Below are 713 nucleotides of genomic sequence, written 5' to 3'. Positions count from 1 at the left end.
AGCAGATCCGCCAGCTCATCTACACGCTCGCGGCAGCGGAGGACCTGATCCGCCAGCTCGAGCCGATCGTGCTCCGGCAGTTCGACGCGCTGTCTAGGAGCGACTTCACGGCGGCGGAGGACGCGCAGCAGCAGGCGGCCCGGCTGGCCGACCAGATCGAGGAGCGGCTGGCCAGCATCCGCACGAGCGTCCTGCAACTGGTGAACGAGGCGCAGGACTGGATCGAGCAGATGCACCGCACCGCCGCGGTCACGGTGGTGGCCGCGTTCGCCGGGATCGTGCTGGCGAGCATCCTCGCTGCCTGGCTCCTGCAGCGCTCGATCACCCGCCCGCTCACCCGCTTCGCCCGCTTCGCCGAGCAGATCGGTGCCGGCGACCTCACCGCGTCGGTGACCATTGGCGGCAAGGACGAGATCTCCCAGCTCGCCCAGCATCTCAACGGCATGGTCGCCGGCCTGCGGGAGCTGGCGATCCAGAGCCGAGCCGCGTCGGAAAGCCTGAACACCGCGACCCAGGAGATCCGGACCTCCACCCAGCAGCAGGCGGCGAGCGTGGAGGAGCAGTTGGCCTCCGTGCAGGAGACCTCGGCCACGCTGGACGAGATCACCCAGTCGGGCGCGCAGGTGTCCAGGCGCGCCCAGGAGCTGTCGCTGGGGACGGAGGAGACCATCCAGGCGAGCAGCAACGGGCTGCAGGCGGTGGGCGACACCGCC

1 protein-coding gene is annotated in these 713 nt (G+C 70.4%); it reads left to right on the top strand.

All coding sequences use genetic code 11. The features are described 5' to 3' along the window. Positions 1-713, top strand: a 713-nt coding sequence (locus EQG76_RS13365; RefSeq protein WP_159714099.1) for a methyl-accepting chemotaxis protein, incomplete at both ends; no start/stop codon positions are given.

The organism is Geminicoccus flavidas, assembly GCF_009806515.1.
In the GTDB taxonomy this organism is placed as follows: Bacteria; Pseudomonadota; Alphaproteobacteria; order Geminicoccales; family Geminicoccaceae; genus Geminicoccus; species Geminicoccus flavidus.
This window is presented reverse-complemented; position numbering and strand designations above follow the sequence as displayed.